General features: G+C 72.2%; 17 protein-coding genes. 10 read left to right on the top strand and 7 right to left on the bottom strand.

The window, feature by feature from the left end; all coding sequences use genetic code 11:
* The 3 genes from JF597_RS51090 to JF597_RS51080 all read left to right on the top strand — a co-directional run.
* Positions 1-393, top strand: a 393-nt coding sequence (locus tag JF597_RS51090; RefSeq protein ID WP_294013358.1) for a hypothetical protein, incomplete at its 5' end; no start/stop codon positions are given.
* Positions 383-715 carry a hypothetical protein gene (locus tag JF597_RS51085; RefSeq protein WP_294013355.1) on the top strand — a complete coding sequence of 111 codons (333 nt, stop codon included), beginning with the start codon at positions 383-385 and terminating at the stop codon, positions 713-715. The genes JF597_RS51090 and JF597_RS51085, both read left to right, overlap by 11 nt.
* 29 nt (positions 716-744) lie before the next feature.
* Entirely contained in the window at positions 745-1,689 is a 945-nt protein-coding gene (locus JF597_RS51080; RefSeq protein WP_294013352.1) for an iron-containing redox enzyme family protein, read from the top strand.
* Here JF597_RS51080 and JF597_RS51075 read toward each other — a convergent pair.
* Both JF597_RS51075 and JF597_RS51070 read right to left on the bottom strand, forming a co-directional pair.
* Complete coding sequence (locus JF597_RS51075; protein WP_294013349.1) at positions 1,675-2,154, bottom strand: DUF6328 family protein; 480 nt, start codon at positions 2,152-2,154, stop codon at positions 1,675-1,677. The genes JF597_RS51080 and JF597_RS51075 overlap by 15 nt on opposite strands.
* A gap of 5 nt (positions 2,155-2,159) precedes the next feature.
* A complete protein-coding gene (locus JF597_RS51070) occupies positions 2,160-2,429 on the bottom strand; it encodes a DUF2277 domain-containing protein (protein WP_294013347.1) in 270 nt (89 codons plus the stop codon).
* A 224-nt stretch (positions 2,430-2,653) separates the two neighbouring features.
* Between JF597_RS51070 and JF597_RS51065 the strand changes: the two genes are divergently transcribed.
* Positions 2,654-3,223 (top strand): hypothetical protein, encoded by a 570-nt coding sequence (locus JF597_RS51065; RefSeq protein ID WP_294013345.1) that lies wholly within the window; start codon positions 2,654-2,656, stop codon positions 3,221-3,223.
* A 155-nt stretch (positions 3,224-3,378) separates the two neighbouring features.
* Positions 3,379-3,981 carry a hypothetical protein gene (locus JF597_RS51060; protein WP_294013342.1) on the top strand — a complete coding sequence of 201 codons (603 nt, stop codon included), beginning with the start codon at positions 3,379-3,381 and terminating at the stop codon, positions 3,979-3,981.
* A gap of 126 nt (positions 3,982-4,107) precedes the next feature.
* On the opposite strand, the gene JF597_RS51055 is transcribed toward JF597_RS51060, so the two are convergent.
* The 4 genes from JF597_RS51055 to JF597_RS51040 are packed head-to-tail and all read right to left on the bottom strand — an operon-like array spanning position 4,108 to position 8,701.
* Positions 4,108-5,949 (bottom strand): CheR family methyltransferase, encoded by a 1,842-nt coding sequence (locus JF597_RS51055; RefSeq protein WP_294013340.1) that lies wholly within the window; start codon positions 5,947-5,949, stop codon positions 4,108-4,110.
* Between the two features lie 30 nt (positions 5,950-5,979).
* Positions 5,980-7,014 carry a chemotaxis protein CheB gene (locus JF597_RS51050; protein ID WP_294013337.1) on the bottom strand — a complete coding sequence of 345 codons (1,035 nt, stop codon included), beginning with the start codon at positions 7,012-7,014 and terminating at the stop codon, positions 5,980-5,982.
* A gap of 9 nt (positions 7,015-7,023) precedes the next feature.
* Complete coding sequence (locus JF597_RS51045; protein ID WP_294013334.1) at positions 7,024-7,953, bottom strand: TIGR03086 family metal-binding protein; 930 nt, start codon at positions 7,951-7,953, stop codon at positions 7,024-7,026.
* Between the two features lie 31 nt (positions 7,954-7,984).
* A complete protein-coding gene (locus JF597_RS51040) occupies positions 7,985-8,701 on the bottom strand; it encodes a GAF and ANTAR domain-containing protein (RefSeq protein WP_294013332.1) in 717 nt (238 codons plus the stop codon).
* A gap of 143 nt (positions 8,702-8,844) precedes the next feature.
* Here JF597_RS51040 and JF597_RS51035 point away from each other — a divergent pair, with 143 nt between their 5' ends.
* Together JF597_RS51035 and JF597_RS51030 are read left to right on the top strand one after the other, a co-directional pair.
* Positions 8,845-9,084 (top strand): hypothetical protein, encoded by a 240-nt coding sequence (locus JF597_RS51035; RefSeq protein ID WP_294013330.1) that lies wholly within the window; start codon positions 8,845-8,847, stop codon positions 9,082-9,084.
* A 76-nt stretch (positions 9,085-9,160) separates the two neighbouring features.
* Complete coding sequence (locus JF597_RS51030; protein ID WP_294013328.1) at positions 9,161-9,667, top strand: DUF1003 domain-containing protein; 507 nt, start codon at positions 9,161-9,163, stop codon at positions 9,665-9,667.
* Between the two features lie 5 nt (positions 9,668-9,672).
* On the opposite strand, the gene JF597_RS51025 is transcribed toward JF597_RS51030, so the two are convergent.
* The gene (locus JF597_RS51025; protein ID WP_294013325.1) at positions 9,673-10,632 is read right to left on the bottom strand and encodes a UDP-glucuronic acid decarboxylase family protein; all 960 of its coding nucleotides are present in this window, start codon (positions 10,630-10,632) and stop codon (positions 9,673-9,675) included.
* A 126-nt stretch (positions 10,633-10,758) separates the two neighbouring features.
* On the opposite strand from JF597_RS51025, the gene JF597_RS51020 reads away from it, so the two are divergent.
* The 3 genes from JF597_RS51020 to JF597_RS51010 all read left to right on the top strand — a co-directional run.
* Positions 10,759-11,328 (top strand): phytanoyl-CoA dioxygenase family protein, encoded by a 570-nt coding sequence (locus JF597_RS51020; RefSeq protein ID WP_294013323.1) that lies wholly within the window; start codon positions 10,759-10,761, stop codon positions 11,326-11,328.
* Between the two features lie 108 nt (positions 11,329-11,436).
* Positions 11,437-12,549 carry an NAD-dependent epimerase/dehydratase family protein gene (locus JF597_RS51015; protein WP_294013320.1) on the top strand — a complete coding sequence of 371 codons (1,113 nt, stop codon included), beginning with the start codon at positions 11,437-11,439 and terminating at the stop codon, positions 12,547-12,549.
* The coding region (locus tag JF597_RS51010) for an SDR family NAD(P)-dependent oxidoreductase (RefSeq protein ID WP_294013318.1) at positions 12,546-13,106 on the top strand (561 nt) is incomplete at its 3' end. The genes JF597_RS51015 and JF597_RS51010, both read left to right, overlap by 4 nt.

The raw sequence follows: 13,106 nt of genomic DNA, 5'->3' as shown, positions 1-13,106 counted from the left end.
CCAGTGACCGGCCGGCAGCTCGACCTGGCGCTGCACCTGCTGGACCGGCAGGTGCTCGACACCGAGGGCCGCGCCGTCGGCAACGTGGACGACGTCGAGCTGCTGGTGCCCGAGGACGGGTCGGCCCCGTACGTCGTGGCGCTGCTCACCGGGCCGCAGGCCCTTGCCCCGCGGCTCGGCGGGCTGCTGGGCCAGTGGGTGCTGTTCGTGACCAGGTCGCTCACCACCGGGGACACCAGCCGGCCTGGACGGATCGGGATGGAGCTGCTCACCGACCTGGGGAGCAAGCTCACGGTGGCGCGCAGCCGCGCGGAGCTCGGCGTGCACCGCAACGAGGACCGCGCGCGGCACTACCTCGTCGACCGGATCCCGGGTGCGCGTCATGAGGGGTGACGACCTGCTCGGGCTGCCGGTCGTGGGGCCGTCGGGGCAGCTGCTCGGCCGGGTCCTCGACGTGCGGCTCGTCCAGGACGGCCCGCTGCTGGGTGCCTTTGCCGCGCTGCGCGTGGACGGCTTCGTGGTGGGCAAGCGCCGGCTCGCGTCACGGTTGGGCTACGACCGGGTCGATTCGCAGGGGCCGTGGCTGGTGTCGGCCGCGGTGCGGCGGCTGACCCGCCGGAACCGGTACCTGCCCTGGACGTCGGCCGTGCTCGAGAGCAACCGGGTGACCACCGAGCTGACCGACCTCCCCGCGCTGCCGCCGCTGACGGCGTAACACGCGCGTTGCCGGGTAGCGAGACGAGCATGACCCTTCCACTGGCCCTCGCCCCGGCCCTGGACGAAGCCCTGCGGACCGGCGAGCTCGGCCGCTTCACGGACGCGGTGCCGCGCGACCGGCGCGACCGCGTCGACGTCCTGCAGACCGTGTACGACCTGCACACCGCGCCGCTCGCGGTGCTCGGAGAGCGCGCGCGGCACCAGCACCACCCGGCCGTCTCGGCTCTGAAGAACCGGCTCGAGGCGGAGTGGCTCGCGGAGCTGCCGGACGTGCCGGAGGAGTTCGCCGACGAGCCGGACGTCGTGACCGCGCTGCGCGCGATGGCGACCGTCGACCGGCTCCCGCGGACCTACCACTGGTTGGCCGACGAGGCCTCCTGGGACGAGCTCGTCCGCTTCCTCGCCATGGAGGGCGGGCCGGACGCCGGCTTCGACGACCTGGTGGCGGCCTGCCAGGTCGGGCTGTACGGGTCGGCCAAGCTGGAGCTCGCCCAGAACTACTGGGACGAGATGGGCAACGGCGACCTCGACCGCGTGCACACGGTGCTCCACGACCGGCTGGTCGCCGCCATCGGGATGCCGCGGCTGTCGCGCGCGGAGCTGCCGCTCGAGGCGCTGGAGCGCACCGCCCTCGGTGGCCTGCTGGCGACCAACCGGTGGCTGCAGCCGGAGATGATCGGCGCGCTCGGCATGATCGAGCTGCAGGCCGGGCCGCGGTGCCGCAAGGTCGTGCAGGGCCTCGAACGGCTCGGGGCGCCGGCCGCCGCGTACCCCTTCTACACCGAGCACGCAGAGGTCGACCCGCGGCACGGCAAGGACTGGGTGGAGAAGGCCGTGGTCCCGCTCGTGGCCGAGCACCCGTCGTGGCAGCAGCGCATCCTGCGGGGCGCCTGGTGGCGGCTCGAGCTCAGCCTGCGCTTCTTCTCGGCCGCCGAGGAGCTGCTGCTGCGAGAGGCCTCACACGCTGCGTGAGCGCACGACGAAGCGGATGACGAGCGGCATCGTCAGCCACAGCGCGAGCACCAGGCCGGCGACCACGGCAGCGACCCCGGTGGCGACCGATCTCCCGACGACCACGTCGAACACCAGCGTGTTCACCCCGATGAGGGACAGCCCCAGCAGCATCGACCCGAGCAGCGCGCACCAGTGGGCTGTCGCCACCATGGTCGCCCGCTCGTGCTGCCGGAACAGCACGCGGTGGAGGGGGACCGGCGTCACCAGCAGCAGCGTGGCCAGCGACGACGACGCCACGGTCGCGAGGTAGATCCTGCGGTCAGTGGTGTCCAGGGTGGTGAACCGCTGCTGGAACGGCAGCGTGAGCAGGAAGCCGGTGAGCAGCTGCACCCCCGTCTGCACGACGCGCAGCTCCTGGAGCAGCTCGCTCCAGTTGCGGTCGAGGGTCTGGTCGGGTGTCTCGTCCGGTCGCGCCGCCTGCACCAAGGTCAGGTGCCGTACCGGGCGGCGGAACGGGCACGGGCCTTGGCGGCCTCGACCTCGCGGTCCTTGGGGGGCGTCGTCGCCACCAGGCTGTCGAGCAGCTGGCGGGAGGCCGCCGCGACCTGCTCCACGGCCTGCGCGAAGGCGGCCTCGTTCGCCCGGGCCGGGCGCGCAGATCCGCTGATCTTGCGGACGTACTGCAGGGCGGCGGCCTGCACCTCGTCAGCGGTCGCCGGCGGTGCGAAGTTGTGGAGAGGGCGGATGCTGCGGCACATCTGCCGAGCGTAGGCCGGGCTGCCGTCGAGCACGAGGCCACGACAGACATGTCTGCCGAGTGACAATCACCTCGCCGGGTGTCCACAGCAACGGGCGCGGCGTACGTTCGTGATCAAGGAGCACATCCGGGAGGAGCACACCCACCTTGCAGGTCACGCCACTTCCTGACCCAGTGGTGCCACGGCGCTCGGAGCTCGAGATCCTCGAGGACCAGCTCGCGGGGATGCGTGCTTGGCACGCGGCCTTCCGCAGGCACCTCGAGCAGGACCAGCGCACGGCCGTCGAGGCCACGCGCGAGATGCGGCTCGACGCGCGCCGGCGCGTGGAGGCGCTCCAGCGCACCCAGCGCGCGCTGCAGGACCGCGCCGACCGCAGCGTGCAGGAGAGCCACGCGATCCTGCACGCCCGTCCGGCCCGGGCCATGCTCGTTCACCGAAACGAGTGGCTGCGCACCAAGCTGTCGGTCGGACTGCAGATCGAGGGCCTCGAGGTGCTCGGGGAGTTCGCGGACGGTGCCGACGGGCTCGGCAGCGCCATCGCCGAGCAGCCCGACCTGCTGGTCGTCGAGGACCGGCTGCCATCGGTCTCGGGGCTCGAGCTGGTGCGGCAGGCTCAGCACTACCTCCCGCGGGCACTGGTCGCCGCGCAGGTGGAGGACGAGCGGGGCATCGCGCCGATGCTGGAGGCCGGCGCGCGCGCCGTCTTCAGCCGGCGGGTGCCGCCGGCACTGCTCGCCCAGCAGATCGCCGGTCACCTCAGGAACGCCGCGGCGGAGCCGCTGCTCCTGACCTGACCCGGCTGAGACAAAGGGGGGGGGAGGAGGTCTAGGATGAAGCTCGGTTCAGAGACGGAGCCCCTCCTCGGCAGCGCCCGTGGTCTCGTCGGGCCTCGGACGCCGCTTCCGTCGCGGCCCTGCACCGCCGCTCTGTCAGCAGGAGCTGATGTGTCATGACGCTTCCGGACCAGGCCTCCCGGCGCGAGCTCGACCTCGCGCGCCGTCAGCTGCACGCGATCGAGGTCTTCCACTCCGCCCGTGCCCAGGCGCAATCCGCCCTGGATGCGGTGGCCAGGACCCGCGAGATGCGGATGGACGCCGCGCGCCGGATGGAGGTCCTCCGCCGAGAGCACCACGCGCTGATCGGGCGCGCCCATGAGCAGCTGCGCGCGTCCTGCGACCTGCTGAGCGGCACGGCCGCACCCCGCGCCGTCGTCGCCCACCGGGCCGGCTGGTTCGCCGACAAGCTGGTGGCCCTGCTGGAGGAGGCGCAGCTCACCGTGGTCGAGCAGGTGGACAACGGCGCCGACGCGATCGGCATCGCGATCGTGGAGCAGCCGGACCTGCTCTTCGTCGAGGACGGCCTGCTCATGGTGACGGGCGAGGAGGTCGTGCGGGAGGCCCGCCGGTTCTGCCCGGACACGCGCATCGGGGCGCAGGTGGAGCACGTGAGCCGGATGGAGGCGCTGCTCGAGGCCGGCGCGGACGCTGTCGCCACCCGCCAGACGCCACCGCTCGAGGTGTCCCAGCAGCTGCTGATGCTGATCCGCGCCTGACGAGACGTCAGAGGGCGCGCAGGCGCCCGGGACAAGCCCATCAAAGGAAGTTCCGACGGGTCAGGAGCCGTTGGAATGACCGATGTCCAAGATCATGAGGCAACAGCCATCAGTGCCGACCTGTGATCAGGGCGCGATCGGGGCGTCCTCCACCGTCAGCACCGCTCCGCTGATGGGGCCACCCGACCGTCGCAGCGGCGTCACCTGCAGCCGCCGCATGGCGGGCTCGCCGAAGCGGGTCGTGACGATCTCCTCCAGCGACCGACTCGCCCCGCCGTCCAGGACGACCTCCAGCAGGGCCAGGCGCACCTGCTCCGCCGGCACCCCCAGGGCGAGGTCGGTCAGCCGCAGCCCCTCGGCCTCGAAGGAGCGCAATCCGGTCAGGCGCTCGACCCCCGAGTTCCACAGCTGCACCCGGAAGTCGCCGTCGACCACGATCACGGCCTGGTCGAGGCCCTCGAGGATGCTGTGCAGGAAGCCGTTGGCCTCGTCGACCTGCAGGGTGCGGTCGCGTAGCTCGTCGTTGAGGGTCTGCAGCTCCTCGTTGGTGCTCTGCAGCTCCTCGTTCATCGTCTCGAGCTCTTCGTTGGTGCTCTGCAGCTCCTCGTTGGTCGTCTCGAGCTCCTCGACGGCGGACTGCAGCTCCTCGTTGGTGGTCTCGAGCTCCTCGCTGGAGCTCTGCAGCTCCTCGTACGCGGTGCTGAGCTCGTTGTGGACCTGCTGGAGGCGGGTCCGCAGCTCCACCCGCTCGGTCACGTCCTCGAAGACGAGGTGGATGCCGATCACGTCTTCGCCGTCGTCCAGCGGCGCCACCCGGACGTCCCAGCGCGAGACGCCGCCACCCGGCTGCGGCCACTCGACCTCGCGCAGCTGCACCGGCTGCCGGCTGGCCTGCGCCCCGGCGACCGCTCCCCGCAGCTCGATGGGACGACTGGACAGCTCGAGTTCGAAGAACACCTTCCCGAGGTCCTCGGTGGTCAGCCGCAGGTCGCGCTGCGCCCGCTCGTTGAGCAGCGTGACGATGCCGTGGCTGTCGAGCACGATCTGCGCCGCCGGCGCCGCCACGAAGGCGGCCTCGGCGGCACGGGACACCGAGGAGGTGACTGTGTGGTCGCCGCCGACCGCGAGGGCTGCCAGCCGCGCGGCCGGTGTGCGGCGGCGGGCGCGGAAGATCCGGTGCTGCAGGCTGATCGGGGTGAACAGCTGCGACTGGGTGAGCAGCATCTCGGCCTTGCCGAGCAGCATCAGGCCGTGCTCGTGCAGCGCGAAGGCGAAGCGCTCCAGTACCCGCGTCTGGGTCTCCGGCGTGAAGTACATGAGCGCGTTGCGACACGACAGCAGCACGACCCGCGAGATGGGCGCGTCCTGCAGCAGGTCGTGCCGCCCGAAGATGATCGAGGTGCGCAGGTCCGGCCGGAAGCGGTAGCTGCTGCCCTCGCGCTCGAAGTAGACCTGTCGCTGCTCCTCCGTGAGGTTCTCCAGGGCCTTCTCGGAGTAGCGACCGGCGCGCGCGACCGCCAGCGCGTCCTCGTCGACGTCGGTGGCGTAGATCTTCACCCGCGCCCGGAAGTCCTCGTCACCGAGCATCTCGTGCAGCAGGATCGCCAGGGAGTAGGCCTCCTCGCCCGTGGCGCACGCGGCGCTCCAGACCCGCACCTGCTCTCCGGGCTGGAGCTCCGCGAGGACGGTCGGCAGCAGCACGTGCCGGAGCTCGTCCCACGCCTGCGGGTCGCGGAAGAAGGCCGTCACGTTGATGAGCAGTGCGTCGAGCAGGGACTTCAGCTCGCCCGGCTCCACCTGCAGCAGGTCGACGAAGGCGCGGTAGTCCTCGACGCCGGCCGCACGCATCCGGCGGTTGACCAGCCGGGTCAGGCTGGGCCGCTTGTAGCCCGTGAAGTCGACCCCGCGGTCGTCGCGGAGGAAGCGCAGCAGCGCCTCGAACTCCTCGTCCGGCTCGTGCTCGGCCACTCCGCCTCCTGGTCAGGGTCCGGCACGAGCCTAGGGGCCGGACGCATCGCCGCTCGCCACCGACACCTGCTCGACCTGCTGCAGCAGCAGCGTCCGCAGCGCCTCGGCCGATCCGTCGGCCTCAGCGGCCCGCTTCCGGAACATCTCCCCTGACCACGCTCGGCCCTGGGACTCGGCGACATGGGCGAGCTGGTTGCTCATCTGGACCCGCTCCTCGAGGATGCGCAGCGCCGTCCAGAGCGCGTCCTCCACCTGCACCCCCTGCTGCGCCAGCAGGCTCTCCGCGGTCCAGGCGTGCCCGGTGCGGCAGCGGAAGCGCACCGTGCCGCCGTCGTGCACCTCGTTGAGGACGCCGTGGCAGTCGGGGCAGCCGTAGGTGGACGGCGTACCGAGCGGTGTCCCGTCCGGGTGGATCGGCGGCTCACCGAGGGCGCTGCGCAGCTCCACCAGGTCCAGCGCGCGCACCTCCTCGGACACCTCCGGCACCGGGGGGACGGAGTCGCCGTGCACCACGCGGACCACCTCCTCCGACAGCTCGGCGATCGGGAACTGACGCGCCGTGGGGACTGCCGACAGGGCGTGCTGGGGCATCGACGGGAACTCGGCGTCGTCCGGGGACTGGACCAGGCAGGCCCCGCCGTACCGGTGCACCAGGCGAAGGCCGGCCGCGCCGTCGTCGAGCAGGCCCGTGAGGATGACGCCGACGGCACGCGACCCGTGGCTGAGCGCCGCCGACCGGAGCATGGCGTCGTGGCTGGGGCGGTGCCCGTTCTCCTTCGCGCCCCTCCCCAGCGCGATGCGCCCGTCGACGACCATCAGGTGCGCGTCCGGCTGCGCCACCACCACCGTCCCTGGCTCGAGCGGGTCGCCGTCGACGGCGTCCTTGACGAGCAGCCTGCAGCGGCGGCGCAGGATGTCGGCCATGACCGTCTGCCCGTCCGAGGGCAGGTGCAGCGCCACCAGCACGGTGGCGGGCAGGTCCGGGGGCAGTCCGCGAACGAGCCCCTTCAGCGCCTCGACCCCACCGGCGGAGGCGCCGATCACGACGAGGTCCCGATGCGGCATCTCGGGCCCCTACCCCTGCTCCACCGGGTCACGCACCGCGGACTGTCGCCCGGTGAGGGCGAGCAGCCTGACCTGCGGGTCGGCGTCCGGCGGCACGTCCACCCGGGGGCCGTAGTGCCCGCTCAGCCGCATGGCCTCGTCCATCTCAGTGGGCATCCCCTCCAGATCAGGGAGGAAGGCTGCCACCTCGTGCGGGTCGAGCCGCTCGTCCTGTCCCGTGGCGCGCGCGAGGTCCCAGGTGTGGACCAGTACGTCCATCAGTCCCGTCATCGCCACGAGCTGCTCCAGCGACATCGTGCCGGCGCGGGTGAAGGTGGGCAGCTGGGCCGCGGGGGCGTCCTCCAGCAGCTCCTGCACGGCGAGGTCCAGCGCTGCCCAGGAGGCCGCCGGATCGGTCGTCGGATCGGGCAGGTCCGGCAGCGGCCGCCCGACAGCGGGGAACCAGAGCGCCGGCATCCACCCCACCATGTGCGCGACCACGTCCCGGGCGGTCCAGCCGGCGCAGGGTGCAGGACTGTCCCACTGGTCCAGGCGCACGGCGTCAGCCCTCGCCTGGAACCCGGCGCTCAGCCGTCGCCACCGCTCGACCACGCGGGGCGAGGGCGGCACGTCGCCGGTGCGCCGGACCTCGCGGTTCACGTCATCCTGCTCCCGCACGTCGTGCGCCCTGTCCCTCGCGAGCCCCGCGTGCGCCCTGTCCAGCCTCTCCTGCGAGCGGCCGAGCTGGTCGTGGGAGGACGCCACGGAGCGCTGCGCGAGCTCGAGCTTGCCCGCAGCGCTCCTGCCCGCCCGGAGCTCCTCGCGCTGCAGCCGCCGCTCACGGCCGTCCAGGTCTGACTCACGGTCGTCCTGGCGCCGCTCCCGGGCGTCGGCCAAGGCGTCCCGCTCGTCCGCTCTGCGGTCGCGCTGGTCCGCGCCTTGCTCGCGGTCCGTGCTCATCCGCTCAGCCTCGCACCGCAGGAACCGCTTGTCAGCGCTGCGGACCGCCGTTCGCGCTGGCCTGCTGCACCACCAGCTCGGCGATCTCGCGGAGCTTCCGGTTGCTCCGCTGCGACAGCTCAACCAAGGAGGCGAAGGCGGTGTCGCTGTCGCACCCGCGCTGCGCCATGAGCACTCCCTTCGCCTGCTCGATGACCACCCGGCTGCTCAGCGCGCCCTGCAGCTGGGTGGCCAGCGACTGGCTCGACAGGTAGGCGTGCGCGGCCTGCAGCCCGAGCTCCGCGTGCGCTGCGACGAGCATGCAGACGGCGACGTCGTCGTTGTCGAAGGCATCCTGCTTGCGGCTGTAGAAGTTGAGGGCGCCGACGGTGCGGCCGTCGGCCATCAGCGGCACCGAGAGGGTGGCGGCGGCGCCGCTCTCCGCTGCCTGCGGGCCGTAGGTGGGGAACCGCCCGTCCCGTTCCAGGTCAGGCACCCGCATGATGGCCCCCTCGCGCATGCAGTTCAGGCAGGGGCCCTCCTGCACGACGACCTGCAGCGTGTCGAGCTCCTCGGCCCACGGATTGCTGGCTGCGCTGGAGGTCGCAGTGCCGTGCTCGCGCATGGTGGCCGACACCCCATCGCAGGTCGGGATCACCCGCTCGGCGACACCGACGACCTCGTGCAGCGCCGCGGCGTCGTCGGCTGCGGTGAGCACCAGTCCGGACAGCGACGCGAGCTCGTGGGCGGTGTCGAGGTCGAGGGCCATGGGTGACGGCGTACCCGCCCGCCGCCGGTTCACCGACTAGGGTGGTGAGCGGCTCAGAGGAGCAGCCGAACCGGGGTGGCGACGCCCCCGGAGCCGGCTGCTGCGGCCGGGCGGCTCCGCGCAGTGGCCGCATGGAGGAGCCCGTGCCGAGGATCGCCCTCTGGAGCGAGGTGCAAGCCGCCGAGGTGGCCGCATGCGTCACTGCCCAGAAGAAGGCGGCGCTGCGCGCAGCCGAGCTGGGGCTCCAGGCCGACCAGCGGCGCCGCGACCTGCAGTCCCGGCGGAGTCAGGCAGCTGCCCTCCCACCCCTGCGCGGCCGCGGGGTTCCCTCCCAGCAGCAGGCGTCAGTGGTGCCGGACCGGGAACTCCAGCCAGCCGAGTGAGTCCGGGAACTCCAGCCAGCCGAGTGAGTCCGGAGCGGAGGGCGGAGGGCTGAGCGCGCAGCAGGGCGGATCGCCTGTGACGGGACCCGGCGAGGGCCTGGCACCGGTCATGCAGCGCAACATCGAGGCCCTGGTGGAGCGGCGCCGGCAGGCCGACCGCGCCCGGAGCCTGCAGGACCGGCTGGCGGACCGGATCACCGGCTTCGCCGGCAGCATGCGGTCCGTCGTCCTGCACGGCGCGGTGTTCGGTGCCTGGGCCGTGCTCAACAGCGGGCTCACACCGCTGGACCCGTTCGACCCGTCGTTCGTCATCCTGGCCACTGTCGCTTCGGTCGAGGCCATCTTCCTGTCCACGTTCGTCCTCATCAGCCAGAACCGGATGCAGGCGCAGGCCGACGCGCGGGCCGATCTCGACCTGCAGATCAGCCTGCTGGCCGAGCACGAGATCACCCGGCTGGTATCCCTCGTGACGGCGATGGCGGACAAGATGGACATCGAGCAGGCGCGCGAGCCCGAGCTCGCGGAGCTCGCCCGGGACGTGGCGCCGGAGCGGGTGCTCGACGAGATCGAGGGGACCGGCTGACCCTGTCAGCCGGCGAGCCGCTCCCGCAGGTCCGGCACCGACGCGAACCACGCGAGGGTCCGCCGCAGGCCCTCCTCCAGGGACACCCGGGGCTCCCAGCCCAGCACCTCGCGCGCCAGCGTGATGTCGGGGCGGCGCAGCTCGGGGTCGTCCTGGGGCCGCGGCACGAAGACGATCTCCGACCGCGAGCCCGCCAGCTCCCGCACCTGCCGGGCCAGCTGCAGCATGCTCACCTCGGTGGGGTTGCCGATGTTCACCGGTCCGGGATGACCGGAGTCCACCAGCCGCAGGATCCCCTCCACGAGGTCGTCGACGTACTGGATCGAGCGGGTCTGCGAGCCGTCGCCCGCCACCGTGATCGGCTCCCCGCTCAGTGCCTGCTTGATGAAGGTGGGGACTGCGCGCCCGTCGCTCGGGCGCATCCGCGGCCCGGACGTGTTGAAGATCCGCACGAGCGAGGTCTGCACCCCGTGCTCGCGCCGGTACGCCATCGTCAGGGCCTCGGAGAACCGCTTCGCCTCGTCGTACACCGACCGCGGGCCGATCGGATTGACGTGCCCCCAGTAGGTCTCCGGCTGCGGGTGCACCTCCGGGTCGCCGTAGGTCTCGGACGTCGACGCCTGCAGGAAGCGGGCGCCCTTCTCCCGGGCCAGGCCGAGCAGGTGCAGCGTGCCGAGCGACCCGACCTTGAGCGTCTCGATCGGCAGCTGCAGGTAGTCGACCGGAGAAGCCGGCGACGCCAGGTTGAACACGACGTCCACCGGCCCGGGCAGGTGCACGTAGTCGGTGACGTCGACGCGCAGCAGCCGGAACCGCGGGTCACCCTGCAGGTGCTCCACGTTGCACGGGTCACCGGTCACGAAGCTGTCCATGCAGACGACGTGCCAGCCGTCGTCCACCAGGCGCTCGCACAGGTGCGACCCGACGAACCCTGCTCCGCCGGCGACCACCGCGACGCTTCTCATGCCACCTCCTCCGCTCCCCCCAAGAGCGGCTTCTTCTTTGTCTTGTTCAACCGACCCAAACACGCGGTTGCGCACTGCCGGTGGGTCGTGCACGGCGTTCTGCCCTGGGTCAGGAACAATGTCCGCGTGCAAGCGACCTTGGACACCGACGGCTACACCGTGCTGCGGCAGGCCGTCGCGCCCGAGCGGCTGCGGGCGGCGCTGCGCATGCTGAACCTCGCGATCCGGCGGTACGGGCTGACTGCCGAGGAGATCGCGGAGTGCCAGGCCGCCACCTTCTTCCCGCACCTGCGCTGGGAGCCGGAGGTCTGGGGCGTGCTGCCGCCGGCGGCCGGCGAGGTCCTCGGCATGGCGGACGGCGACGAGTGGGCCGAGCCCCAGCTGCTCCTCCGGTTCCCGGACGAGGACCAGCCCTGGCCGCTGCAGTCGCACATCGACGAGGCGCCGCCGTGGGCAGAAGGGCGGCGCTACAAGGGCATCGTCGGCGTGGCGCTCACTCCGGCCGGGCCCGAGGACGGCACCCCGTTCGTCTGGGCCGGGTCGCACCGGGGACCAGTGGACACCGCCCCGCAACCGGTTCCCCTCGAGGCCGGGGACGCCATCGTCATGGACCCCGCACTGGAGCACAGCGGCAGCCTGAACCTGGGACCGAGCACCCGGTTCGCGATCTACTTCCGGCTGCTGACGCCTGCCTGAACGGCTACCAGCATCTATGACAACGTCAATGTCTAGGCCGCAGGACAAGGGGTACGCGGCTCGCCAACGGCCCTGATCAAGGGGCCGCGCGAGCCCTTGGAGGGTCCTTTGGCCTCGGTCCTGATCACGGGCGGCGCCGGCTTCATCGGTGCGCACCTGGCGGCTGAGCTGCTGCAGTCAGGAGACGACGTCCGCGTCCTCGACAACCTCGAGCCGCAGGTGCACGGCGGGACCGGCCGGCCCGAGTACCTGCCGGACGACGTCGAGCTGGTGGTCGGGGACGTGCGCGACCCCGAGGCCGTCCGTGGCGCCCTGCAGGGGATCGACCGGGTCGTGCACCTGGCGGCCCGGGTCGGGGTCGGGCAGAGCATGTACGAGCTGGCCGAGTACACCGGTACCAACGCGCACGGGACGTCCGTGCTGCTCCAGGCGCTGCTCGACCACCCGCTCGAGCGGCTCGTCGTCGCCTCCAGCATGAGCGTGTACGGCGAAGGGCTCTACCGCGACCCGGCCGGCGAGGTGACCGCGGCGGCGACCCGCAGCCGCGAGCAGCTGCAGGCCGGGCGGTGGGAGCCGTGCGGACCGGGCGGCGAGGAGCTGGTCCCGATGCCGACGCCGGAGTCGAAGCCGCCGTCGCTGTCGTCGGTCTACGCCCTCAACAAGTTCGACCAGGAGCGGCTGTGCCTGCTGTTCGGCGAGGCCTACCAGGTGCCGACCGTCGCGCTGCGCTTCTTCAACGTCTACGGGCCGTACCAGGCGCTGTCGAACCCGTACACGGGTGTTCTGGCCATCTTCGCGTCGCGGCTGCTCAACGACCGCTCGCCCCTGGTCTTCGAGGACGGCGAGCAGCGTCGCGACTTCGTCAGCGTGCACGACATCGCGCGGGCCTGCTCGCTGGCGCTGACCCGCGACCGCGCGGCCGGCCACGTCATCAACGTCGGCAGCGGCCGCAGCATCACCGTCAACAAGATCGCCACCCGGCTGAGCCGAATCCTCGGCAAGGAGCACATCGTCCCCGAGGTCACCGGCAAGTACCGCGTGGGCGACATCCGGCACTGCTTCGCCGACATCGGCCTCGCTCGAGAGCTGCTCGGCTTCGAGCCGCAGACCGAGCTCGACGACGGCCTGGTCGAGCTGGCGGGTTGGCTGGAGGGGCAGGTCGCTGTCGACTCCGTCGACACCGCCGCCAAGGAGCTGGCGTCCCGCGGGCTGACGGTATGACCGGCCCCGGAGCAGTCCTCGTCACCGGTGGCGCCGGCTTCGTCGGGACCAACGTCGCCGACCGGCTGCTGCGCAGCGGGCGTGACGTCGTGGTCCTCGACGACCTGTCGCGCACGGGCGTCCTCGACAACCTCCGGTGGCTGCGCCAGGAGCACCCGCGGGTGCGGGTGGTGGAGGGCGACGTGCGCGACGCGCGAGCCGTCCGCAAGGCCCTCGAGGACGTCGACGAGGTCTTCCACTTCGCCGCGCAGGTGGCCGTGACGACCAGCGTCACCGACCCGCGGCACGACTTCGCCGTCAACCTCGCCGGGACCATGAACCTGCTCGAGGAGGTTCGCCGGTCGCCCCGCCGGCCGAGCCTGCTGTTCACCTCCACCAACAAGGTGTACGGCGCCCTGCCGGACGTGCCCGTCGTCGCGCGCGACGGCAGGTACGAGCCCGCGGACGCCGAGCTCCGCGACCACGGCGTGGGTGAGCGCCGGCCACTGGACTTCTGCAGCCCCTACGGCTGCAGCAAGGGCGGCGCCGACCAGTACGTCCTGGACTACGCGAAGACC

The organism is Streptomyces sp., from assembly GCF_019510245.1.
GTDB lineage: Bacteria > Actinomycetota > Actinomycetes > Streptomycetales > Streptomycetaceae > Streptomyces.
Note: the sequence above shows the minus strand (reverse complement) of the source record. Positions and strands in the feature narration are given on the sequence as shown.